The 23,533-nt window shown below is 44.6% G+C and carries 20 protein-coding genes, 1 tRNA gene and 1 riboswitch; of the genes, 6 read left to right on the top strand and 15 right to left on the bottom strand.

The window, feature by feature from the left end:
* Window positions 1-59 precede the first annotated feature (59 nt).
* Window positions 60-809, bottom strand: a complete 750-nt coding sequence (locus ABDW02_RS19170; RefSeq protein ID WP_343637496.1) for an alpha/beta hydrolase — start codon at window positions 807-809, stop codon at window positions 60-62.
* Window positions 810-903: 94 nt separating this feature from the next.
* Window positions 904-2,199 carry an aminopeptidase P N-terminal domain-containing protein gene (locus tag ABDW02_RS19165; protein WP_343637494.1) on the bottom strand — a complete coding sequence of 432 codons (1,296 nt, stop codon included), beginning with the start codon at window positions 2,197-2,199 and terminating at the stop codon, window positions 904-906.
* A 181-nt stretch (window positions 2,200-2,380) separates the two neighbouring features.
* Here ABDW02_RS19165 and ABDW02_RS19160 point away from each other — a divergent pair, with 181 nt between their 5' ends.
* From ABDW02_RS19160 to ABDW02_RS19150, 3 genes are all read left to right on the top strand, one after another.
* Window positions 2,381-2,701 (top strand): hypothetical protein, encoded by a 321-nt coding sequence (locus tag ABDW02_RS19160; RefSeq protein ID WP_343637492.1) that lies wholly within the window; start codon window positions 2,381-2,383, stop codon window positions 2,699-2,701.
* A 96-nt stretch (window positions 2,702-2,797) separates the two neighbouring features.
* Window positions 2,798-3,439 carry a hypothetical protein gene (locus tag ABDW02_RS19155; RefSeq protein ID WP_343637490.1) on the top strand — a complete coding sequence of 214 codons (642 nt, stop codon included), beginning with the start codon at window positions 2,798-2,800 and terminating at the stop codon, window positions 3,437-3,439.
* A gap of 128 nt (window positions 3,440-3,567) precedes the next feature.
* Complete coding sequence (locus ABDW02_RS19150) at window positions 3,568-4,170, top strand: hypothetical protein (RefSeq protein ID WP_343637489.1); 603 nt, start codon at window positions 3,568-3,570, stop codon at window positions 4,168-4,170.
* Here ABDW02_RS19150 and rnhA read toward each other — a convergent pair.
* From rnhA to ABDW02_RS19105, 9 genes are all read right to left on the bottom strand, one after another.
* Window positions 4,167-4,640, bottom strand: a complete 474-nt coding sequence (gene rnhA, locus ABDW02_RS19145; RefSeq protein ID WP_343637488.1) for a ribonuclease HI — start codon at window positions 4,638-4,640, stop codon at window positions 4,167-4,169. The two genes, ABDW02_RS19150 and rnhA, sit on opposite strands and share 4 nt — an antisense overlap.
* A gap of 409 nt (window positions 4,641-5,049) precedes the next feature.
* Window positions 5,050-8,742 carry a PKD domain-containing protein gene (locus tag ABDW02_RS19140; RefSeq protein ID WP_343637487.1) on the bottom strand — a complete coding sequence of 1,231 codons (3,693 nt, stop codon included), beginning with the start codon at window positions 8,740-8,742 and terminating at the stop codon, window positions 5,050-5,052.
* A gap of 135 nt (window positions 8,743-8,877) precedes the next feature.
* Complete coding sequence (gene metH / locus ABDW02_RS19135; protein ID WP_343637486.1) at window positions 8,878-11,544, bottom strand: methionine synthase; 2,667 nt, start codon at window positions 11,542-11,544, stop codon at window positions 8,878-8,880.
* Window positions 11,541-12,548, bottom strand: coding sequence for a homocysteine S-methyltransferase family protein (locus tag ABDW02_RS19130; protein ID WP_343637484.1), 1,008 nt, complete (start codon window positions 12,546-12,548; stop codon window positions 11,541-11,543). The genes metH and ABDW02_RS19130 overlap by 4 nt, the downstream gene beginning before the upstream one ends.
* Window positions 12,549-12,609: 61 nt before the next feature.
* A riboswitch (SAM riboswitch) is annotated at window positions 12,610-12,721 on the bottom strand.
* Window positions 12,722-12,835: 114 nt separating this feature from the next.
* Window positions 12,836-15,250, bottom strand: coding sequence for a DUF5686 and carboxypeptidase regulatory-like domain-containing protein (locus ABDW02_RS19125; RefSeq protein ID WP_343637482.1), 2,415 nt, complete (start codon window positions 15,248-15,250; stop codon window positions 12,836-12,838).
* Between the two features lie 152 nt (window positions 15,251-15,402).
* Window positions 15,403-15,621, bottom strand: a complete 219-nt coding sequence (locus ABDW02_RS19120; RefSeq protein WP_343637480.1) for a hypothetical protein — start codon at window positions 15,619-15,621, stop codon at window positions 15,403-15,405.
* 53 nt (window positions 15,622-15,674) lie between these two features.
* Window positions 15,675-16,223 (bottom strand): LPS export ABC transporter periplasmic protein LptC, encoded by a 549-nt coding sequence (gene lptC / locus ABDW02_RS19115; protein ID WP_343637478.1) that lies wholly within the window; start codon window positions 16,221-16,223, stop codon window positions 15,675-15,677.
* Window positions 16,224-17,528 carry a hypothetical protein gene (locus ABDW02_RS19110; protein WP_343637476.1) on the bottom strand — a complete coding sequence of 435 codons (1,305 nt, stop codon included), beginning with the start codon at window positions 17,526-17,528 and terminating at the stop codon, window positions 16,224-16,226.
* A gap of 19 nt (window positions 17,529-17,547) precedes the next feature.
* Entirely contained in the window at window positions 17,548-18,297 is a 750-nt protein-coding gene (locus ABDW02_RS19105) for a type III pantothenate kinase (RefSeq protein WP_343637474.1), read from the bottom strand.
* 92 nt (window positions 18,298-18,389) lie between these two features.
* On the opposite strand from ABDW02_RS19105, the gene ABDW02_RS19100 reads away from it, so the two are divergent.
* A tRNA-Phe gene (locus ABDW02_RS19100) sits at window positions 18,390-18,462 on the top strand.
* Between the two features lie 251 nt (window positions 18,463-18,713).
* Here the strand turns inward: ABDW02_RS19100 and ABDW02_RS19095 are convergent.
* The 3 genes from ABDW02_RS19095 to ABDW02_RS19085 all read right to left on the bottom strand — a co-directional run bounded on the left by ABDW02_RS19095 (window position 18,714) and on the right by ABDW02_RS19085 (window position 21,764).
* Window positions 18,714-20,105: a T9SS type A sorting domain-containing protein gene (locus tag ABDW02_RS19095; protein ID WP_343637472.1), complete on the bottom strand. Its 1,392-nt coding sequence runs from the start codon at window positions 20,103-20,105 to the stop codon at window positions 18,714-18,716.
* Between the two features lie 164 nt (window positions 20,106-20,269).
* Window positions 20,270-20,833, bottom strand: a complete 564-nt coding sequence (locus tag ABDW02_RS19090) for a YceI family protein (RefSeq protein WP_343637470.1) — start codon at window positions 20,831-20,833, stop codon at window positions 20,270-20,272.
* Between the two features lie 55 nt (window positions 20,834-20,888).
* The gene (locus ABDW02_RS19085; protein ID WP_343637468.1) at window positions 20,889-21,764 is read right to left on the bottom strand and encodes a pirin family protein; all 876 of its coding nucleotides are present in this window, start codon (window positions 21,762-21,764) and stop codon (window positions 20,889-20,891) included.
* 204 nt (window positions 21,765-21,968) lie between these two features.
* Here ABDW02_RS19085 and ABDW02_RS19080 point away from each other — a divergent pair, with 204 nt between their 5' ends.
* Entirely contained in the window at window positions 21,969-22,589 is a 621-nt protein-coding gene (locus tag ABDW02_RS19080) for an NAD(P)-binding domain-containing protein (protein ID WP_343637466.1), read from the top strand.
* Between the two features lie 28 nt (window positions 22,590-22,617).
* The gene (locus ABDW02_RS19075) at window positions 22,618-22,896 is read left to right on the top strand and encodes a GNAT family N-acetyltransferase (protein WP_343637464.1); all 279 of its coding nucleotides are present in this window, start codon (window positions 22,618-22,620) and stop codon (window positions 22,894-22,896) included.
* 33 nt (window positions 22,897-22,929) lie between these two features.
* Here ABDW02_RS19075 and ABDW02_RS19070 read toward each other — a convergent pair whose 3' ends face one another.
* Window positions 22,930-23,511 (bottom strand): Crp/Fnr family transcriptional regulator, encoded by a 582-nt coding sequence (locus ABDW02_RS19070; RefSeq protein WP_343637462.1) that lies wholly within the window; start codon window positions 23,509-23,511, stop codon window positions 22,930-22,932.
* Between the last annotated feature and the right edge of the window lie 22 nt (window positions 23,512-23,533).

Below are 23,533 nucleotides of genomic sequence, written 5' to 3'. Positions count from 1 at the left end.
CCGTTAAAATTATTTATTTTTTTGCAGGGGCGGAATGTTCCGTTCCTGTTTATTCCCAATTAAAAAATAGTTTGTAGTAATTGAATCACTTCCTCCCGGTTCTCTTCGTGCGACATGTGCGCAGCATTGGGGAAGACGACCGACGAGATCTTATGCTGTTTGCAGAAGGAATCCAGTAAACCTACGTTAATCAATTTGTCGTTGTGTCCGCTGATGACGCTGAACTTTTCGGGGTTTTTCTCCATCAGGTATGCCAGGTCGAAACGGTTTTTCATCGCTAGGGAGGCCCAGCCGATTGCTTTCGGGTCCATCTTTTCAGCAATTTGCACATAGTGATCGATGGTATCCTTCATCATTGCCGGATTTGAAAATAAGTTCGGGATGGCTTCACGGATAAACACGGCGGATTTGGTGAGCACCATGTTGGCAACGCGTTCCCGGTCCCTTTTTTTGTCTTCCGAATCGCTCCACGGATGGGAATGGAATAAAATCAGGTGTTCAATCCCCGGCATGAGCTTGATGAGTTCCAGTCCTACATATCCGCCCATAGAATGCCCCACAACAATCGGATGTTTCAGTTGCTCGTGAATGATGATCTTTTCCACTTCTTTAGCCATCGACAGGATGGAAGGAGTTGCGTTGAAATCGACCGGACTTTTACCGTGGCCGGGCAGATCTACGCATATGGCTCGCACAGGCAGATGCGGGATCAGTTCGTCCCACATGCTGCAATCTTCCATAAAACCGTGCAAAAAAACAACAGGACTCCCATTTCCGGAAATCCTGTAATTCAATAATTGTTCATCCATAGCTTAAAAATTAGTTCAAAACGTTCAGGAAGTTCAAGAGTTTAAAATCATTGATCTGTTTGAACCTTTGAACCGATTGAACTTTGAACAGCGTTTATTTTTGATTCATCAACGTTTCTATTTCGTCTGCTTCGATCGGGATATTGCGCATCAGGTTGAATGGCTCTCCGGACGCCTGCACAACCAGGTTATCTTCAATACGGATTCCCAACCCTTCTTCCGGAATGTAGATTCCCGGTTCACAGGTGAAAACCATGTTTGCTTCGATCGGAACATTCCATAAACCGACATCGTGTGTGTCCAGTCCCAAATAATGCGATGTTCCGTGCATGAAATACTTTTTATATGCCGGCCAGTTCGGGTCCTGGTTCTTAATATCCGTTTGGTCCAACAGTTTTAGTCCAAGTAATTCGGATTCCATCATGCGGCCCACTTCTTTTTGGTATTCAGCCAGCATGGTTCCCGGAACAAGCATTTTTTCAGCTTGTGATTTCACGCGCAGCACAGCGTTGTAAACTTCTTTTTGTCTTGGAGTAAAGCGTCCGTTAACGGGGATACTTCGCGACATGTCCGAAGAATAGTTGGCGTATTCCGCACCAACGTCTAAAAGAATCACGTCACCGTCCTGGCATTGCATGTTGTTTTCAATGTAATGAAGCACGCACGCATTCTTCCCGGAAGCCACAATCGGAGTGTAAGCCCATCCTTTGGAACGGTTGCGCAGGAATTCATGGGAAAATTCCGCTTCAATTTCATATTCCCAAACGCCCGGTTTCACGAAACCAAGAATTCTGCGAAACCCTTTTTCGGTAATATCGCAGGCAACTTGCATCAAATCCAATTCGGTTTTTTCTTTCACGGACCGGATCCGGTGCATGATAGGCGCACTCTTATGGACCTGATGTGCCGGATAATCCTGTTTTACCTGGATGATAAAACGGTCCTCACGCGTCTGAACAGTGGTATCTGCGCGCAGGTGCTCGTTCGTGTTCAGGTAAATCCCTTCTGCTTCAGCCATCAGTTGCTTGAAGATAGTCGGGAATTGCTGCAACCAGTAAACCGTTTTGATGCCGGCTGTTTCAAATGCCTGGTCTTTATTGAGCTTGGCGCCTTCCCAAACCGCAATGTGATCATTGGTTTCCTTCAGGAAAAGAACTTCACGGTGGGCTTCGTTGCTGGCATCCGGAAATAAAACCAATATACTTTCTTCCTGGTCCACGCCGGATAAGTAAAAAATATCGCGGTGTTGCGTAAAAGGAAGCGTACCATCGGCACTAACCGGATAAATATCATTGGAATTGAAAACTGCTAAGGTGTTTTTTACCATTTTTGCCGTAAATTTCTTACGGTTTTCAATAAAGAGGTTTTTGTCTATTGGGAAATACTTCATGATTCTATCTATAAGTCTCGTGAAATTACTAAAAATTCAAAATGCAAAAGTCAAAATTCAAAAGTGAATCATGCCTCTTGAACTCTTTGAACTCATTTTGAACTTTTTTCTACTGTTGAAGTAGATCGTAAGTACTTTACGAACTACCGGGTGCAAATTTGTATCATCAAAGTCAAACAGTATGAAAACAATATTCGACAGCATCTTATTAAACCGCATTCAATTTGAGAGTTCATCCAAAGAAGTTCAACTGGATTGTTGTATTTATGAAAACGGGAATTCTTACGAAAGCCAGATTTTTATGAGTATGAGTGCATTCAACCAGTTATTGTGCGAATTGAGTGTTCGTGGAATTGACCTGGATATGGATGAGAACCTGGATACGATTGTGATCTCTGATTCTGAGATTATTTATTCGATGGATTTGACTTCCGACAGCGACAAACCGATTTTTCTTCCATACTATTGCTTGCCTGAACAAAATAAGTTGTTAAGAGCCTAGATGTGTGAGATTTTCAGAAATATCTTTGGAGTAAGAAAAAAAGTTGTATTTTCGAATTGTGTTCTGCGGAATGCATTGGTTTGAAAAACATTATCTATGAAAAAAATTATTCCTCTTTTTGTGTTCGGTTCAGTCTTTTTAGCGGGTTGTCCGAAGCATGAAATTATTCCGGCACCGACACCAAAGGTGGAACTGGAATCCAGTTTTATCGGTCTTGTAAACGGAAGTCAGTTGGAGTTGACACAGAATGTTGACGGATACTATTTAGATGCAACAAAAACGAAATTCATCCAACCTTCACCGACTCCTTCATTGGCTACGTATTATGCGAACATGAAATCATCCAATACCCTGGTTTCTATTCGTGTAAGTTTGGGTTCGATCCAGTTTGACGGAAGCGCGAACAGCGATCCGAGCTTGTCTGTCTTCAATAACTTCTTTACGACAACAACAACTCCGGTTTATACTGCAAATGCAGCTAACGGTTTTGAAGTAGTTTACCGCGATGGTTCAGGAAATGTATGGACATCTGATCCTGCTTCGACTCCTCAGGACGTAATTTTCACCGGAATTGTTCAGGAATCTGACGGTTCGGGAGATTACTCGAAATTCACTTGTACGTTTAACTGTAATGTATACAGGGATGTGCCTGATACGTCGACACCTAACCCGAGTGATTCGATAACAATTTCACTACCGATCCAGAACGGAGTTCTAAAAGCCTGGTTTAAAAGATAATTGATAATTTAGAGAAGCCATCTGTCAACTGACGGATGGCTTTTTAGCTTATTCCTTTTATGCAACAATTGAAGATCGGAATTATTGGGGATTTTAACTTTACCTTCAATACGCATCATGCGACAAATATGGCATTAGACCATGCAGGTCGTTTCCTGGAGGTGGAGTTGTCTTATTACTGGATCAAGGTTAATGAGATTATCAACATGAAACCACAGCAATTGTCCAATTACGACGGTTTCTGGTTTGCTCCGGGTCCGTATCTCAATTTATTTTACCTCAACGGAGTCATCGATTTGCTGCTTCAGCAGGAAGCTCCTGTTTTTATTACCGGAGAAGGTTACAAAGCCTTGATCGATGTGTTGATCCACCGGAATAACCTGAGCGCCAACGGTGAAAAACTGATCTCGGATAACCTGGTAGACGGAAATCATTTCGAGCGTGTTTATGTGGTTCCACATTCTTCCGCATTGATCCATTTGTATGAAACCCGTAACCCGGAAGAATTAACGGCAACACGTTACAGCTTATATCCGCAACTCATAGGGAGCCTCACGGAAACAGATTTGGATATTGAAGCTTATAATCAATTCGAAGAACCTGAGATCATCAGTTTAAAGAACCGCCGATTTTTCCTGGCGTGTGGATTCTGTCCGCAAATCAGTTCTACCAGGGAACTTCCGCATCCCTTGGTTTATACGTTCGTCAAATCCTGCTTTTTAGGCAATTAATCTTCGTGCTGCTGAACTTCCTCGAAGTATTGGTCGGCCAATAAGTTACTTCCCAAAGCCGCTTCAACCGCCAGCACATCACAGCGCTCATTCTCAGGGTGGCCATTGTGGCCTTTCACCCAAATGAATTGGATCTTGAAAGACTTGGCAACAGATAAGTAGCGAAGCCACAAATCTTTGTTCTTTTTCTTGACGAACCCTTTTTTCTGCCAGCCATAAACCCATCCCTTATCGATTGCATCAATGACGTATTTGGAATCGGAATAAATCCTTACGGGAATGGTATTGGTTTTCAAACTTTCCAGCGCCACAACAACTGCGAGTAATTCCATGCGATTGTTCGTTGTTAAGCGATAACCCTGGGAAATTTCCTTGACGGATTGTTTGTATTTCAGGATGATTCCATAACCTCCGGGTCCCGGATTTCCTCTGGCAGAGCCGTCTGTATATATTTCAATGTATGCTGACACCTGCCAAAGTTATAAAAAATCTCCACTTTAAATTTTTTTATAATCCTTGTAGAAAAAGGGGTTTTCCTTAAATAGTTGTTAAAAATTCACCATGGTGGATTTTTTAGGATTCCAATAATCAGAACGGTCGAACGGGGCTAAAATTCTTCTGAATGCAGGTTTTAGAACGATAAAGTGATGGTTTTTAATTCGGTAACGAGGTATTAACTTTCAAGAAATGTTGGAAATAGCTTAAAATGCATTTTGAATATCATAATTTAATGCGCACTTTTGTAATCGAAAAGGAGCTGATATCTTCAGTTTCTGATTCAGTGAATAGTGGTTAGGTTAGGTTAACGAAAAGCGGTCAGCAATGACCGCTTTTTGTTTTTCACCTAAATACTATTTTTAAAGTTCAACTAAAGATTGTTTACCGGACAACCTCCACAAACCCTGATTTCTCGATCGGGCTGTTGTCTTTTAAAATTCCGGTTAATTTGTAGAAATAAACTCCTTCGCTGCAAGGGTCGCCGCCCTGAGTTTTTCCGTCCCAGAAAGTTGTTCCTGTTTGATTTTTTGCTTCGTGCACTACATTTCCCCAACGGTTTACGATCAGGATGTCAAATGACTTGAAAATGTCTTTCTTGAAGGAGAAAACCTCGTTGGTTCCGTCACCGTTCGGAGTGATGATATTCGGCATTTCGAAATCACCGGTAACAGTAATGACTGTTGTGTACGTATCAAAACATCCGTTCGGATCTTCTACCGTCAATGTAATGGTGTAAGATCCCGGTGTGTAGTAACTCGGATAAACGGAAGCCCCGGAGGTGTTGATTACCTGAGGATTAGGCAACATATCCCATGTCCAGGTAGAAATTCCGTTCACACTGGAAGATTGATCGTCCAGTTCAACCAGACTACCCAGGTCAATAGCCGTTGGGTTTACCACAAAATAAGCATTCAATCCGATGTCCGGAATCGTGATAGGATTCATCGGGTAAATCACCTCACAGTTATTGCTGTCTGTAACGGTCAATGTGGGGTTGTAAGTCGTTACGTCATGGTAAGTATGCGTAAAGCTCGTAGAATCGCTTACAGTCGTTCCGTCGTCCAATGTCCACAGAATGGTTTCCAGGAAGCTCGTTGCGCCGATCGTGAAGTTCACGTCCTGACCGCATCCACCTGTGTTTTGTGTCCAGGAAGGGTTTGCAACCGGACCGAAAATCGTCAGGTAATTCGCGTAAGTAGTATCTGCCGTACAGCCGAATTCGTCGGTAATGGTTAAAGTCAAACTGTAAGTTCCCGGGAATACATAGGTGTTGTTTGGATTTTCAAGTACGGAAGTTTTTCCGTCTCCGAATACCCAGCTGTAATTGGTAATATTTCCGTAAGTCAGGGAAGCATCTGTTAAAGCGGCAAAAACCGGAGGGCATAAGTAATCCCCGTTTGCGTTTGTAGCGGCTCCGCTGAAAGTATATTGCGGAATTGCAACCGGCGTTGAAATGGTCAATACGCGTGATAATGTATCCTTACATCCGTTGCCATCCGTTACGATCAACACATAACCATGCGTGAAACTGGAAGTGGCGTTATTCAGACTTTCGTTGTACGTATGCCCATAATCCAATCCTGTGCTTACTTGTGAACCGTCAACGATCCACTGATAGCTCAACGGTGCGAAACCGGAAGAAGCATTTGCTGTAGTGACATTTTCCTGGTTACAGATAACGGAATCAATAGTGAACGAAGCAACCGGTTTCGTAATTGTTATCGAAGTGGATGCCGGCGCGGAAACACAACCGAACTGATCCGTTGCTACCAATGTAGCTGTAAATGTTCCTTCGGTGTTGTAAGTATGGCTTACCACCGTCCCGACACTCGTTGTTGTTTGTGTGGTGTTGTTGTCGTTGAACGTAAATAGGAAGGACGCAAGATTCACCCCGTTGTTCTGTAAGGTCGAACCGTTGGTGAAGTTGACCAAAAAAGGTGCACAGCCGGCATTGTCATCCGGAGTAATCTGAGCCGATGGCAGTGCAAGAGCGGTCATCGGGCTGAAGGTTGCGTCGTCTGCACAGCCAACGCTGTTGGTAGCTGTTAAGGTAATGGTGAATGTTCCGAAACTCGGGTAAGCGTAAGTTGGGTTTGCCCCGCTGACTGTTGCCCCGTTCCCCATATTCCAGGAGTAAGTTCCGAAAGGATGCGAGGACGTGGAATTGTCCATCAGCGTAATCGGGTTATTTACACAAACGCTGTCATTCGATATTCCTGCAATTCCCGCAGTAGTAGTTGAAATATGGACTACCTGGGTCGTACTGTCTGAACAACCGGTCGTGTAGTTGTAAATCACCTGCTCGATGGTGTAGCTTCCGTAAGCGGTGTAGTTGTGCGAAGTGGATCCGAGGTTGGCATCGTCGAAATCGGGATCGTCAAATGTGGTGGTTGATCCGTCTCCCCAACGCCAGATCATCGAACAGTCATCCGGAATTTTTCCGATGATGGACTGATCGGTAACGGCAACATTTACTGGGAAACTTGCAGGATTGCAATACAATGTTTGAGCAGGCGTAAACCGGCTGATAGGAGCCTTGATGTACACGGCATCCGGAATTGTCAGTGTATCGCTGCACCCGCGGAAAGTTACGATCAAAGTCACATCGAAATAACCGGTATCCTGTGTGTAGGAATGATCCGGGTTTTCCAGAGTGGAAGTGCCTCCGTCACCAAAGTTCCACAGATAAGTTACTTCGGTAGAAGTATGCGGCGTTAACACCACTGACTGATTGTGGAAATGAACGGATCTTTTGGCACATTCCGGGCTTTGGTCCAGTGTAAAAGCAACCAAATCTACTTTTCCGACTTCAATATATGCCGGTATCGTAGTTGTTCCCTGGCAACCGGTAGAAGTGGTGATGGTTAAAGAAACATCGTAAACGCCCAGGTTGTAAGTATGAGGAGGTGGGTTTTGACCAACGAAAGTCGTTCCGTCGCCAAATGTCCACAACCAGTTTGTAATCGGAATACTAGCCGATGAATTATCTGAGAAGGTTACGGTCAGCGGCTCACAACCTGCGGTATCGGTGCTGGTGAAGCTGGCAACCGGAGGAGTTAATGTAACTGCATTTATGCTCACTGATCCCGGACATCCGTTTGCTCCTGTCATAGTAAGCGTTACGGTGTAAGACCCGTTGCTGGAGTAATTGTGCACCGGTGGATTTTGCCCGTTGAAAGTTGTTCCGTCGCCGAAGTTCCATTGGAAATTGGTTCCGCTCGGGCTGGTATTGGTAAAAGTAACTCCCTGCGGAGCACAGCCTGTTGTTGGATTTGCAGTAAAGGACGGAACCGGGGTCGGTAAGATGGTGATTTGTTTCGTTGTTGATCCCGAACAACCCAGCCCGGTATTTTGAGCGGATAAACTGATCGTGTATGTTCCCGGAGTTGAGTAAACAACGGTATTGTTTTGCGAAGTGGAACTAGCCGGTGATCCTCCGGGGAAAGACCAACTCCAGGAGTTCGCGCCCACCGTTGAATTATCTGTAATAGAAACAGGTGTGTTTTGACAAGCTGTTGCCGGAGCAGTTATTCCCGCCTGGAAATTCGAAATAACGATCGGTTTGATCATCGTATCCTTGCAGCCGAAACTGTTGGTCGCAATAAGTGTGACGTTGTAAGTCCCAGCAGTGGTATAATTCACTGCCGCCGGGTTTTGCTGAGTAGAAGTCTGGCTATTCCCGAAATTCCAGTTGTAGGAAACGGCTCCCGTGGTGGTGTTCCCGAAAGTGACACTCACCGGAAGGCTACAACCGTTCGCTGTGGTAGTGAAATTCGGAACAGGTTTCGGGTTTACTTTCACGTATGCAGACTTCAATTCGAAATCAGCCTGGCCGTTTGAAGCCTGAACCGTTAAAGTGACCGTGTAAGTTCCCGGCGCACTGTATACGTGGTTCGGGTTTTGCACGGAAGAAGAATTTCCGTCACCAAAATCCCATTGATAGGAAGTAATCGGTGAACTTCCCTGAGTGGACTGATTGGTGAAATGGATACTTTCTTCCAGACAAACAATAAGTGGTGATGCAGTGAATTGAGCAGTAGGTGGTGTTTGTGACAATCCAAACGTGGATATCATTAGGCAAAAGAGTAGTACGCGCATAAGTAAGCATAGTTTCAAGGTTCACACTATTGTGAGATTAACGATCGCTTGTTGTTAATTTGTTAACAATTAACTAATTAAATCGTTAATCTTCCTCGTAAAGATGCTAAATTAATCGATAAGGTTGCTCGATAACCAGCGTTTCATTTCATTTAAATCCATCTTTTTTCGACCGGAAATGTTATCTGCCTGATCTATAGTGATTTTACCAAGACCAAAATATTTGGAATCCGGGTGTGCGAAGTACCAGCCCGAAACCGATGCAGCGGGCCACATGGCTAAGGTTTCGGTCAAAGAAACACCGCTTAACTCTTCGGCATTCAGCAGTTTAAACAGGTTTGGTTTCTCGGTATGGTCCGGACATGCGGGATAACCCGGTGCCGGACGGATTCCTTTATATTCTTCCGCAATGAGCGCATCATTGTCCAATGTTTCGTCTTTGGCGTATCCCCAGGTTTCGCGTCTTACTTTGGCATGCAGGTATTCTGCAAAAGCTTCTGCAAGCCGGTCGGCCAGTGCTTTGATCATGATGGAGTTGTAATCATCGTGATCGTCTTCGAACCGTTTTACGTGCTCATCAATCCCAAGTCCGGCAGTAACCACAAACGCTCCCAGGTAATCAATTTGTCCGCTTGCTTTCGGTGCAATAAAATCTGCCAGGGAAAGATTGGGCTGGCCCTGTGCTTTTTTTGTCTGCTGACGCAAAGCGTGCTGAATTCCTAAAACAGAAGACCGTTGTTCGTCGGAATAGATTTCGATATCGTCATCAATACTGTTGGCCGGGAAAATCCCATAAGCTGCTTTAGCGGTCAGCCATTTTTCGTCCACGATTTGTTGCAGCATTTTCTGTGCATCTTCGTAAAGCTGTGTAGCTTCTTTTCCAACCACCTCATCTTTCAGGATGCGCGGGAATTTCCCATGCAATTCCCAGGTTTGGAAGAAAGGTGTCCAGTCAATGTATGGGACCAATTCTGCCAGGTTTTGTTGTTCAATGACCTGAACTCCCAGTTGATTGGGCTTTTTGATGGTTTCGGAATTGAATTCTAATACCAGCTTATTCTTCAAAGCTTCCGCATAGCTCAGTACCTGTTTTGCTCCGCGGTGTTTTTCATGGTGTTCGCGTACCCGGGCATAATCTGCCTGCACGTCTTTCACGAACTGTTCTTTTTTATGACCCAATAACTGCTCAACCACCGTTACCGAGCGGGAAGCATCCAATACGTGAACGGTTTGTCCTTTGTGGTAATTCTGTTCGATCTTAACGGCTGTATGTACCTTGGAAGTGGTTGCTCCACCAATCAGGAGCGGAATAGAAAGGTTCGCGCGTTCCATTTCTTTGGCAACGTGAACCATTTCATCCAAAGAAGGCGTAATCAATCCACTCAACCCGATAACATGTGCATTTTCATCGATAGCAGCCTGGATGATCTTTTCCGCAGGAACCATTACTCCCAGATCCACAATTTCGTAGTTGTTGCAGCTAAGAACTACCGAAACAATGTTCTTCCCGATATCGTGGACATCTCCTTTTACGGTGGCCATAATCACTTTTCCGGCAGAAGCTGACTTCCCGTCTTTTTCCGCATCGATAAAGGGCAAGAGGTAAGCCACGGCTTTTTTCATCACACGAGCAGATTTCACGACCTGCGGCAGGAACATTTTCCCGCTTCCGAATAAATCTCCTACAATGTTCATTCCATCCATCAGCGGGCCTTCGATTACCTGGATCGGCCGTGGGAACTGGTGCCTGCATTCTTCCACATCTTCGTCAATGAAATCTACGATCCCTTTTACCAAAGCATGTGCTAAACGTTCATTCACCGGGGCATTTCGCCATTCCAGGGAAACTTCTTTCTTCTTGTCTTCTCCCTTGAAATTCTCCGCAAAATCCAGTAAGCGTTCCGTAGCATCGTCTCTTCTGTTGAGAAGCACGTCTTCTACGTATTCCAATAATTCCTTGTCAATGTCGTCGTAAACCTCCAGCATGGAAGGGTTCACAATTCCCATATCCATTCCGTTTTTAATGGCGTGGTACAGGAATGCCGAGTGCATGGCCTCACGAACCGGGTTGTTTCCGCGGAAAGAGAATGAAACATTCGACACACCACCGGAAACATGTGCTCCGGGAAGATTTTCGCGGATCCATTTGGTGGCACGGAAGAAATCCAATGCGTTGTTGTTATGTTCTTCCATTCCCGTTGCAACCGGGAAAATATTCGGGTCGAAAATAATGTCTTCGGGTGCGAATTTGACCACATCTACCAAAATGCGGTAAGAACGCTCACAAATTTCGATACGCCTTTCGTAACTGTCTGCCTGGCCTTTTTCATCGAAAGCCATAACTACCGTTGCCGCACCGTAACGTTTGATCAGCTTTGCCTGGCGAATGAAATTTTCTTCCCCTTCTTTCAGTGAAATGGAGTTTACGATTCCTTTTCCCTGGATACATTGCAAACCGGCTTCGATAATTTCCCATTTGGAACTGTCGACCATGATCGGAACGCTTGCAATATCGGGTTCAGCAGCTATCAGGTTCAGGAATTTCACCATGGCTTCTTTTCCATCGATCATTCCTTCGTCCATGTTGATATCGATCACCTGCGCACCACCTTCCACTTGTTCGCGGGCAACGGATAGCGCTGCTTCGTAATCATTTTCCTTGATCATGCGCAAAAAAGCGCGCGACCCGGTTACGTTGGTGCGTTCACCGATATTTGTAAAATTACTTTCAGGTGTGATGGTAATGGCTTCTAAGCCCGATAAGCGTAAATGGTTCATGCGTTTGCTGTTTCGCTGATTTTTCTGGGTGAGTATTTAGCGGCAATTTCAGCCATCTTGCGAATGTGGTCCGGAGTTGTTCCACAACAACCCCCGATGATATTGATCAATCCTTCCTGCAGGAATTCCTCGATCTGGGTTCCCATCATTTCAGGAGTTTCATCGTACTGCCCGAATTCGTTCGGCAATCCTGCATTGGGGTGAGCGCTCACTGCAAATGGTGCCTGGTTTGCCAATACCTGCAGGTAAGGCCTCATAGCATCTGCCCCCAAAGCGCAATTCAACCCGATGCTTAAAAGCGGCATGTGGGAAACGGAAACCAAAAATGCTTCGGTGGTTTGCCCGGTTAATGTTCTTCCGCTTTGATCGGTAATGGTTCCGGAGATCATGATCGGTATCTGAATACCTCTTTCTTCGCTCAGTTCATCAATGGCAAACAAGGCTGCTTTGGAGTTCAGGGTGTCTGTGATGGTTTCCACCAGCAGGAAATCTGCTCCTCCGTCTATTAACCCGGTTGCCTGTTCTTTAAAAGCGGTTACCAGTTCCTGGAAAGTGATTGCGCGGAAGCCCGGGTCATTTACATCCGGTGACATGGAAGCCAGTTTGGTCGTCGGTCCCATGGAACCTGCAACAAAACGCGGTTTGTCCGGATTTTTAGCGGTAAACTCGTCACATACTTCCCTTGCAATTTTTGCTCCGTGGTAGTTGATGTCGTAAACGGCTTTTTCCAGGTGGTAATCTGCCTGTGCCACAGACGTTGCTCCAAACGTATTGGTTTCGATGATATCTGCACCGGCTTCCAGGTATTGTGCGTGAATTTCTTTGATGACATCCGGGCGTGTCAATACAAGAATATCGTTGTCGCCTTTCAGTTTATGCGGGTGATCTTCAAACCAACCTTTACGGAAATCGTCTTCTTCCAGTTTATAACGCTGGATCATAGTTCCCATCGCTCCGTCAAGGATGAGAATGCGCTCGTTTAATAATTGCCTGATGTCTTTCATAGCTTATTTATTGCTTTGCAAACTATGAAGTCGGGGAAGTAGTTTCGAAAAACTGCTTATATACTTATCTCTTCCCAATGGTTTCACCGGGATCGGATTTGGCACCTTTTCGTTCAAAACGGCAGGTTGCCAAGGTTTCACAGGGCCTGTCCCTCCACCTTTCTTCATAAGTTATCTCAAAGATCTGGTGCAAAGATAACCAGTAGATTTGATTTTAAAAAGGAATTGATAGAAAATTGGTATGGATGCGAGGCATCGCGTACCCACAAATTTTATTTTAAATCTGGTTAAAAATTGAATTTCATATTCCGGTCATCCAGGACGGCGAAGGAAATTTTACCGGTCCATCTGGGAGAAATGTGGTTTCCATCGGAGAAAACGCCATACAGACCGATTCTTAAACGTCTTTTCGAAAACTTGAAGTTACGCTCGATTCCGGCCAGCACTTCGTAATGCCTCCAGTTGTATTCTGCCACATACATAGCTCCGCATCCGAAAACCAAACCGATTCCTGTTTTCTTCATAAACGGAATTTTGTTCATGATGGATCCGTTGTCGTGGTGGATGAAATGGGCTTCGATGTAATAATCGCGGGAAGGAAGGGACGAATCCTGGTCCTGGAACGAGTACAAAGGATTGGAGAACCAGATCGGATCACTTCGGCGTTGGTACTTGAAATCGGCATCTTTCAGGCTCTTGGAGCTGAGGAATTTCCCGGATCTGATGTGATAGGAAGAGGTTCCTAAAGTTCCCAGCTGAAAGTTTTGGTATATTCCGACCAATCCGTATTCATGATCCACGTCACTGCCGAATAGTTTGGGAATTCCGCGCTGGTAATACACATAGACGGAAGGCCATTTGGAACCCAACACCACTTTTCGATGAGGTTCGCGCATGTATTTTTGCCCGGGTGTGTAGGTAACGGTGATTTCACCCAAAAGTGCCTGGTACCCGACAAAAGGTTTAAAATCGTCGTTGGGAATAACGCTGTCCAGGAAGCCCAGTTTTTTGTAGCCGTTGATGGAGCGCCGTTCGGAAAAGTCAAAACCGATGTCGACATACAAGCCGTTGATGTATTCCTGTGTTTGCCCGATATTCAGGGAAGTCGCTTCAATGAAGTTACTCCGTTTATAGATTTGTGTGATGGCGTCGTAGGAAACAATGGCGTCGAAATCGTGATCAAAGCCCATCCGGAGCCGTGCCTGTTTGAAAGGATCGTAGAGGTAATTCCCGTTGATGTTTCCCTTGATGTCGTGGTTTAGAAAGCCATAAGAAAGTTCGGTGTTGACATCCAGAGTCCGTTGGTCATTCCATTTCTTGAAATAGCTGAAACCCGGAGCAACCCGCGGACCGGCAGGATAGAGCGGCCGTGCCATGGCAGCAAGCGAGCTGATCGACCACTGTACTTTTTTAGGACGGTTGCGGTGTTCCACCCCGAACCACAACACTTTCAGGAAAGTCACTTTGTTGAAGACCCGGTCAATGGAATCGAGGTATTCTTTCCGGTTCAGGGCGTCGTGGATACTGTCTCTGACTATGATGAAACGCTGTTCTTCCGGAGTCAGGGAAACGGCCCGTTGTTCTTTCCAGAAACTGCTGTCACGCTCATAAGCTTCTTCAGTAGTGACGGCCAATTCGTTATTGAAAAACTTCGGGGTGAAATTCGGCCGGAAGTTGTAATTCGAGAACTGGGCAACGGTTTTGCACGCAGAACTTTGGTTTTTGTACTTCACTCCGTATTCCAGCACCTGTTCTTTCAGCACACACATCGAATCTCCGGGAAGATCGAATTCCTGGTGGATGGTGAAATAATCGTACATGAACAGGTTTCCCTTTTCCATGGTCAGATCCAGTTTTTGGATCAGCCACAGGGAATCGATTACATAGATGTACCCGGTGAGCGTTGAAGTGGAACTCATTCGCGGCAGTATCTTGATCTTGCTGATCTTTCGTCCGTTCTCTTCGTATTGAGCCTCTAATCGATAGCGGTAAGAAAGAATTCCGGGCGTGGAGACCGGGCTCATAACCGGAGTGCTGTGCAAATCTTCCAGGTAAAGCAGGTTTTGGAAGAAGTTGAAATTCGATTTGACCGTGGTGGTGTAGTAGAGCGTTTTGTCGTCTCCGCGCAGTTCATACGCGTTGCGGACTTCTTTGACTTTGTTGGGAGGAGAAAAATGGCGTGTAACCTGGATCTCGGCAAAGTTCATGTTCCCGGCCAGTTTTTCCATTTTCCGTTTCTCTTCTTCGAAAGGATCAGCGGTTTGTCGGTCGTTCTTATCGTCGTCGGGTTTTTCCTTGCGGGTAATGTTTTCGGTGGCTTTGATGTAAACATCGGTGGAATGCGGGTAAGCCCACGGGTTGATCTGGTCGCGTTTTTTGACTACTTCCAGCATGATTTCCCTTCCCGGGTTGGTGCGTTTGGTGGCAATTTCCACATCTTCCAATTCATTGATTTTGATCGGGAAGAGCTGGATGTCTTTTACAGCGCCTTTATTCGAAATAACCACATAGGTTTCGCGTTCCTGGTAGCCGGTTGCATTGACAATCACAAAGTATTCACCGTCGAAAAGCTGCAGGGAGTATTTTCCGTTCTCATCGGTCTGGGTGCGCAGGTCCGTATTGTTTTTGATGTATACGTTTGCGAAAGGAATGGGAAGCTTTTTTTCATCCAGCACCGTCCCGCTCAAATTCCATTGAGCCATGGAAAATGCAGGGATGCAGATTGTACAGAGTAGGTAAAAAACCTTCAAAAGCTTCATTTAACCCGGAATGTTTTTGGTGAAGCGAAAATAAGGAGATTTGAATGCTAATTGTTTGAAAATTAGTTAAAAGCTCAAAATGTTGTTTTGAACGGCTATTTCGGTTTCTGATTGTTCAGAAAAGCCTGGTGTTTTTCCATGCGTTTTCTCATGTATCTTCTCAGGAAGTAAGTTCCCAAAGCCATGAATGCAAAGGCGTAGTAAACAGCCCAGCTGCTGAAACTTTCTTTCAGGCACATGACTGTTACCATAATAATGATGATAATTCCCACTGCGAGCCAGAAAAGCTCCATAATGCGGTTATATAGTTTCATGTCTGTTTGTATTTATTTATCCATCCGCTTCCGGTCAAAAGCAGTGTTTTCTCTCATTTATTAATTGAAATACGGCCCTGAGGTTCCAAAAACTCATACCAGGAGAAATCCTGTCTGGCACGGATCCCTTTTCCGTAAATGAGTTCTGTTGGACTCTTGATCATGACCATTTTGTCTGTAAAGATAAGACTATCTTTTTGATCCCAGTAAAGTGCTTCGGTGTACATGGTCTGTTTTCGCTCCGGGTTGTAAAGCTGAACGGAATCCAGCACGCGCATGGTTCCCTTTGTTTCGTTGATCTCGCCGTAAAGCCCTGTCAGGGTGGATTCCGGGTTTCCATCATTGTCAAAGAATTCGACCTTGATTCCTTCCTTGAATTTGGTAACCTGTTCGGGTTTGGAAAAAGCTTCGGCTAAAGGAGCATATAATTTGAACTGGGGAAAACCACCTTCCGTTTGCAAGACGTACAATTCCTCCGTTTTTTGCTCGGGATCCGTTGATTTAAACGTAATCTGCTTGATTTCGTCGATGTCATTCACGCAGGAACCCAACACCATTGCACCTGCAAGGCAAAGATGGAATACTGTCAGCCCGCGCTTCATTTAATCCAGTTTATACTTTTTGAACCACTTCTCGTAAGAAGAAGGCGCAATGATAATCCCGAAATTGATCGAATAGAATCGTTCTTTCAAATCTGCTGCATTTCCTGTTCCGGTAGATCCGTACTGGAAGCTCACATTCAGGGATGAATTGGTTTTTTGACTCAGGAAAGGGAATCCGAACCCGATTGTTGCCACTGCGGTTTTCAATTGTCTGCCATTCATGGAATTCGGCAATAAACCGTATTCCCCCCCGATCCGGTACTTCACTTTTGTGAAATATTTCGCTCCCTTGGATTTTTTCGTAAAATCAATGCTTGGAATGTATTGCAACCCGATTTTGGATACGAACGTATTGGTGAATGTAACGGATGTGGTGTGTGCATCAAATTTTTCATCGTAAGATTTCCACTGCATCAGGTCTACTTCTGCGAAAACACCCAGTTGGAATTTCTGTTTGTTTGAAAGTTTGGTATCAGGGCTGAAGGCATATCCTGCTCCGAATGTTTGTTTGCTCGGGAAAACGATCTTTCCTTTGTTATTGTCTACATAGGTTGCTGTATCCACATACGAAAGCTGGTTGTTTACATCCGTTGCGTAATACAAAGCGTAGTCGCGGAAAGCGTTGATCGAAATTTTAGGGGTGTAAACAGCAGACAGGAACAACTGTTTGCGCTTGTCAACATCCAGGAAACGCTGGTAACTAGCCCCGAATGAATAATGCACAGACTTCAAACGGTAAGTGGTCTGGTCTACGCCACCCGCCGGACTATTTGCATCAAACACACTGCGGCGCTCATTGGTTACCGATCCGAACAGGTATCCCACGTTAAAACCAAGGCTCAGGTTAGAACGGTCGTTTTTAATGATCGAATAAGCCAAACCAACGAAAAGCAGGTTGGTAGATCCGTAGCCTTTATAGCTGAAAGTCGTTGAATCATCATAGGCATATGAACGCTGGCTCAGGTCGTAGCCTTTACGTGTGAAAGGTTTTAGTCCCAAAGCAATACCGAAAAATTTCCCCATCGGAATAGCCATCGTGATGTTGGAGATTCCGGTTGTTTTTCCTTGGAAGCTTCCTGCGCTGGTAGTGTAAGTTGAGAATTTGGATGAAACTCCTACCGAAAAAAGCGGTTGTCCGAAAGACAATTGGGAATAGCTGGAAGGGTTGTACGTATTGATCAGCGTAGAATCAAAAGAAATTCCGGAAATATTTCCCATTCCTCCGTATTGAGCTTCAGGAAGAGCACCTTCTTCACCGATTCCGGTTGTACTGTACGGCGATGATGAGGTGGTTTGTGCCCACATTGTGAAACACGAGATAGTACTAAATACTAGAAGAATGAAATGTTTGGGCATGAAAAAGCGCTATTAATAATCCTTTTAAGGTCAAATTCTCGTCGGCAAATATGCCATATTTATTACCTAATTCAAAATATTGACTGTCGCCACCGGTGAGAAAAATTGTTAATTCGGGGTAAAGTCTCCGGTATTCTTCGATAAAACCCACCATTTCCAAATGCATTCCGTTTATTACACCGCTTCGCATGGCGTCCAGGGTGTTTTTCCCGATGAATGGTCCCTGGATCCGGTCTTCGATCAGGGGCAATTTTCCCGTAAACTGGTTCATGGCACGATACCGTAATTCAATTCCCGGGGAAATGCTTCCGCCTTCATAGATTTTCGGGTAACGGACAAAATCATATTTGATACAGGTTCCAACGTCAATCACTAACGCATTTTTTTCGGAAATATTGGCTGCGGCAATCGCATTTGCCAACCGGTCGATCCCGAGCGTTTGCGGAGATTCGTAATTGTTCACCAAAGGAACAGGCAATTGATTGTTGAACAGGATTGCGTTCGGAAGGAGTCCTTTGATCCATTTGGTGTTCTTATCCGAGCGCACGGAACTGATAATTCCGGGAATATTTTTGTGTTTGATCAGATAGGACTTGAGTTTGTCGAGTTCTTCATTGGAGAATGCATGAACTTCCTGGATATTAGAATCTTGAAACAATCCTACCTTGATCCGGGTGTTTCCCGCATCAATAACAATTGATCTGATTCCTTGCTCCATCTGTAACAAAGATAGGATTGATTTAGAAAAAAAATCACTTTTTTTTAGGAGTAATGAATTCTATTACTATCTTTGCCCTCGCAATTGAGGATGGTGATGTAGCTCAGTTGGTAGAGCAAAGGACTGAAAATCCTTGTGTCGGGGGTTCGATTCCCTCCATCACCACAAAAAGAAAGAGCATGAGAGCGCAAGCATTCATGCTCTTTCTTTTTGTACCTCATTTTCGCTCTCATTCTCATTCTTTTTCAGAGCGAGAAACAGAACGAGAATGAGGAAATAATCCCGGTTCGAAGTTTCAATTCTGTTCCTCCCAGTTCGGACCTACAAGGTTAAAACAGAAACAGGAAATAATTTTTGGTTTGGGTATCGAATAGAATAACAACGAAGATCTATCACTTTGGTCGCCGATGAATAGTTCACTCAACCACCAGCTTTCCACTCTTAGTCGCATCACTCCCCATTAATCGGTAAAAATAAGTTCCTGCAGATCGGTCGGTAATGTCGATCGAAGTTTCTCCTTTGGATATGGATTGGGAAAAAATGATTCGCCCGGAAATATCTGCCAGTTCAAACCGGGCATCTGATGCTGATTTCACATATAAAGAACCGCTGGACGGATTTGGATAGACCTGAAAGGCATCTGCCGTATTTTCTTCAAGACCTGTTGTCACCGGTAACGGACATAAATTCGCCATCGCCGCCAGACTCGTTGAATTGGTGGAGTTTCCTATTCCCAATTGTCCCCCGGATGCATTTCCTCCTGCAGCCAACCCTGTTCCGTCTCCTTTAATGAACAGCGAATAGCATTCTCCTGCCGCTATTTGTACCACATCTGTCAGTCCCGGATTTTGGATCGGAGTATTTGAAGCAGTGCTATTACCCAGGCCGAATTGTCCGCATCCGTTGTGACCGCACATCGAAACCGTACCGTCATTTTTGAGGAAAAGCGAGTGATTGCTGAGTGTGCCTGATGAGATTTGTGTAATCCCGGAAAGGCTTGTGATCATCGTTGGCGTATTTTGATTGGTGTTGTTGCCAAGTCCCAGTTGTCCGTTGTTGTTAGTCCCACAGCTCCAGACCGTGCCATCATTTTTCAGGAACAGGGAATGTGCCCAGCCGGCATCTATTTTGCTGATCCCGGTCAATACCGTTACAGCTACAGGAACGTTGCTACCGAAACTGCTAGCTCCGATGCCCAGTTGTCCTCCAAGATTGAGTCCGCAGGCTTTGACTGTCCCGTCATCAAGCAGGAACAAAGAGTGATTTCCTCCTCCCGCAATAGCTGTTACGTTGGTCAATCCCGGAATTTGCGCCGGACTCAGCACATTGTCATTGGTGCCGTTACCCAATTGACCGACATCATTCATTCCGCAGCCCCAAACCGTACCGTCGCTTTTCAGGAACAGAGAAAACGCAGATCCTGCAGATATGGCAGTAATATTGCTTAGAGAAGGAATTTGGGCCGCTTCGTTGAGATTGGTGGTGTTGCCCATGCCTAATTGTCCCTGCTGGTTCAGACCGGTAGCCCACACGGTACCGTCTGATTTTAGGAACAGGGAGAAATAATTTCCGGCAGAAACAGCAATAACCTGCTCCATATCGGGAATACCGGTAGGAATAGCTTTGTTGGAAGTAACGCCCAATCCCAGTTCTCCGTTGCTTGCCTTTCCCCAGCTTCTGGGAATGGAATCACTGCATAAATACAGGGAATGGTCTCTTCCCGCGTCGAGTACTTGTGCTCCGGATAAATAGCTGCATGCCAGGAATGTAGTCAAAATAATGATTAAAGGGATATTTATTCGTACCATAATGCTTAGCTTTCATTTGAAATGTAAAGCAAAAATAGACCGTCAAATTAGTCCCCGGAATACGGCATTTTACGTATTTTGATTACCCGGATATGAACTTCCGGAAGAAACGGAAAAAGCCATCCTGTTAAAGAATGGCTTTCATTAAAATTTGATTTGGTGGCTTATAATGGTTGTTTGGATAATTGCACTTCACAATTGATTTCAACCTCATCACTTACCAAAAGACCTCCTGTTTCTAAAGCTGCATTCCAGCTGACACCCCAGTCTTTGCGGTTGATTTTTCCGTGGACGTTGAAAACGGCTTTTACATTTCCCCAAGGATCTTTAATAACACCGCCAAATTCCACCTGTAACTTCACTTGCTTTTTAATACCTTTCATGGTCAGGTCGCCATACAGCAAGTAGTTGCCATTGTCGTCAACCTTCTCATAAGTATTCCCCGTGAAATTGATTTCCTTGTATTTTTCGACATCGAAAAAGTCACTGTTTCTCAGGTGCTCATCGCGTTTGGCATCGCCTGTTGAGATGGAAGCCGGATTGATCCAAAAATCGATCTCGGGAGTCAGGAAGTCATCGCTTTCGGTTACAATGTTAGAGTCATACTCTCTGAAATAACCTCTTACGTTGGTAAACATGAGGTGTTTTACTTTAAAGCCGATTTGACTGTGAAGTGTATCAATTACCCATTTTGACTTTGTTTGTTCGGATGTTTGAGTTGTTTCCATTTTTGTTGTTTTATGTATTTGTTATTAATTATTTGCGTTTAGTAATCAGGTTTTTTTAACTGACATAAGTTATCTGGCCGTATTTGCCATCGTAAAAATCATTGTAAGCTTCCGAGATCTCATGTTCGGTATTCATTACAAAAGGACCATAAGCCACTACGGGTTCCTGGTAGTGCTCACCGCCGAAGAGGATGAAATCCGCCGGTTCATCTGCACTGGCGGCAAGTTCAAGGATGGATTCTTTTTCGTCCAGGATAAGAATCTCGCCCTGGTTGTATACTTTTCCGGCAATGGCAGCGGCGTTTATGGGTAGAAAAACGGCATACTCCAAACCATTTTCCGTTGGTAACGACCATTGCTGGCCTGCTTCCAGGTGAATGTGATAGATAAATTGGGTAGAATAATCCGGGATTTTGGACACCAGGTTTTCAAACTTACCGGTAATGACTTTTATCCATCCGTTTCCGGGCAGTTCCTTTCGGGGAATTTCTTTTGCTTCCAGGGGCAGGTAGTCGGGGTTTTCAGACTTGTTTTTTGACGGCAGGTTGATCCAAAACTGCATACCGTGGGTTAAAAGGCTGTCGGATTGTTCATCCACATTGAAACTTTCATCATGGACAATCCCATTTCCGGCCTTCATCCACTGAACACCACCTGATCTTACAACGGCATGATGACCATTACTATCGTTGTGATCCGCTTCACCGTTTATTACATATGTTAAAGTTGCAATTCCCCGGTGCGGGTGAGCATTTGTACCGTCTGCTTTCAGGCGTTTCTCGTCCTTAGAGTGATAAATAGGCATCAGATGATCCAGGAAGACAAACGGCCCAACGGCTTCCATGCGCTCATTCGGTAGGATGCGGTTGATTTTGTACTCACCAATGTCAGCTCTGTGTCCTTTGGTGGTAATTATTACTTGCTTATTCATGGTAACAGATTTTTAAATGATTCTGATGCAAAGTTGCGACCACCACGCCGCTGTAAACGATGATATTTGGTAAGAAATTACGTTGATCTATGTCAACGCCATTCATTGATATAGGTCATCGACTAAAAGGTCTCCGATGATTTAGGTTTGCAGCATGTTTCTCTTTCTGAAAGAGGGCTGCACATTTAACTAAAAACAAAAAGTATGAATTACACAATTGGAATTATCGGAGCGGGCCATATCGGCCAGGCCTTAGCCACACATTTATCCAAAACAAATTACCGGGTTTTAATCAGTAACCGGAAGGGTGCGGAATCCTTGCAGGAAGTTGTGGCATCTATCGGGGGAAGTTTAAAAGCTGCCGACTTAAAGCAAACGGTTGAAGAAGCAGACATGCTGTTCCTGGCTATTCCATGGGGAGGCCACGAAGCGTTTGCAAAATATCTTGAAGGGCATACGGGGAAAATTATCGTGGATGCTACGAATAATATTGTATCGATGTTTCCTTTGCGGGTTACGGACCTGAAAGGTAAGACCACCGGGGAATATGTTTCCCAATTGTATCCGGGACAACATGTAGTGAAGGCATTTAATACACTTCCATATTTTATCCTGGCTAAAAACCCGGTAAATTCCGGTTCTGAGGGAAACAGGGTGATTGTTATGAGCGGAGATTATGCAGCAGCTAAAGCGACGGTGGTGGAGCTTGCAGGAATGATGGGGTTTGCTACGATTGATATCGGAACTTTAAAGGAAGGGAAATTGCAGGATCCCGGTGGTGCATTATCCAACGTGGAACTGATAAAGATGAAGGCAAACTACTAAAGAAAACGTTGTTTAAAAGAAGGATAAAATGGAAATTCAACAGTCAGATAACGGAAAAAAGGGAAAGTTCTTTGTTGCACTCGGTGAGCGGGTGGTGGCAGAAATGACTTATGTTTGGTCGGGAGAAAACAGGATTACTATTAATCACACGCTGGTTTCTCCGCAAATGCAAAATCAGCAGGTAGGAAAAAAACTGGTACATGCTGCTGTGAAATTCGCAGAACAACACCAGCTTAAAATTACACCCTTATGTTCTTTTGCCGCATCGGTATTCGATAGTACCCCGGAATATAGAGGGGTGCTTTAGATTGAAAAGTTACTGCGCAACCGGAACCAGAAATCAGTTGTTTAAGGAATTGCTTCGGACCCGGCTCAATGTTTCTTTTGTAATTCCCAGGTAGGAAGCAATGATGTGTTGTGGGAACCGTTCAAGAAATTGCGGATAGTTTTTTTTCAATTCGGCATAACGCTGTTCGGCAGATAAACTGATGGCAGCATTTACCCGTTTCTGCTGAGCGATTGCATGCTTATTGTCGAGTGCCAGACTCAATTCGTTGATTGCCGGAATCTGTCTTAACTTGATCATGTCGGCATTGGTTACCGTCAAAACCAGGCTTTCTTCCCAGGCATCAATATTATAAATGGATGGTGTGAGGTTGATTGCGCTTTCGCGATCACCTACCCACCATTCTTCAATTGATAAACGGACAATGTGTTCCGTTCCCTTATCGTCAACACTGTATTGGCGCATTGCACCCTGAACCAAAAAAGCCATGTATTTACAAACCTCACCTTCCTGTAAAAAATACTGGCGTTTTCGGATTTTTTTAGGAATAAAGGTTTCCCGGATCAATGATGTATCATTTTCCGAAAGAGGAGTTGTTGTATGTTTGGCTATGTAAGCAATCAGTTTTTCGTGCATGACATACAAATATAAAGGAAAA

This window comes from Fluviicola sp., from assembly GCF_039596395.1.
Lineage (GTDB): Bacteria > Bacteroidota > Bacteroidia > Flavobacteriales_D > Crocinitomicaceae > Fluviicola.
This window is presented reverse-complemented; position numbering and strand designations above follow the sequence as displayed.